This is a genomic window from Dellaglioa sp. CoH-55-MRSF-8, from assembly GCF_056782195.1.
Genome location: NZ_JBXAYH010000027.1, coordinates 1 through 814, shown reverse-complemented (window position 1 = coordinate 814; position 814 = coordinate 1). Strand labels below are relative to the sequence as shown.

Genomic DNA, 814 nt, shown 5'->3' with positions numbered 1-814 from the left:
CTAGCATTCTGTGTCTTGAATCCCATGATTAACCCTGCGTATACTGACTATCGGTACCAACACGGGTGCCCAATATCTTTTCGGCATAGGTGCCACCGGTTATGTAAATGGCACGCCCAACTACTGCATATGTGCCTGCGTACGCCTTATCAGTAAGGCTGTACTCCTGATCAACTATGAAGGACATAGTATCGAGCGGTTGGAACTGTGTAGGACTCTGAACCAAAAATTCTACGTCCAGCGAGTATAGGTTTGCGTACCGAAGATTCTGATACAGGGCCTGCTCATAGTTGGCATGTGTATTACCAACGTCTATACCACTGAATGTCTGATATCCGCGTACCACCTTCTCTTTAACCGATAGGTTATATAGCGGAGCGCTGGCATCAGGTCTGAATTCGAGCGTGTTTATCTGGGTGCTCGGAACGTCAGTGATCAACGATTGGGAATACCTACTATTCTGATAGCCAGTCATCTTGTTGTTCATGCCGGACCGGGCTATGGGCCTATAGTCCATAGCGGTAAACACTCCGGACATAAACTGACCGAGCACAAGGCGCTGTGAGGGCTGTGGCGGCGGCAGCGTGATAACGTCCTTGTAGCGCAGAACGCCTGTGCTGGTTACTGCCATCTCCATATATGAAGCGGCTGTCGCATAGCCCCTATCTGCTATACTGCGTGCGAACTCCGCATATGTCTTATTGCGTGGTAGCCACAGTTGAGAATCCGAAGTACTAGCCCCATCGAATTGGAGGCCGCACGTTGCCGCGATCTGCGATAGAACGTCATTTGAAGTTCCCCTTAGGCCGGCGAC

The 814-nt window shown here is 50.5% G+C and carries 1 protein-coding gene; it reads right to left on the bottom strand.

Features of this window, described 5'->3' with window-relative positions; all coding sequences use genetic code 11:
- Nucleotides 1–28: 28 nt before the first annotated feature.
- Nucleotides 29–814 (bottom strand): hypothetical protein (locus AC1RPW_RS07685; protein ID WP_481769394.1); only part of this gene is annotated, 786 nt, incomplete at its 5' end.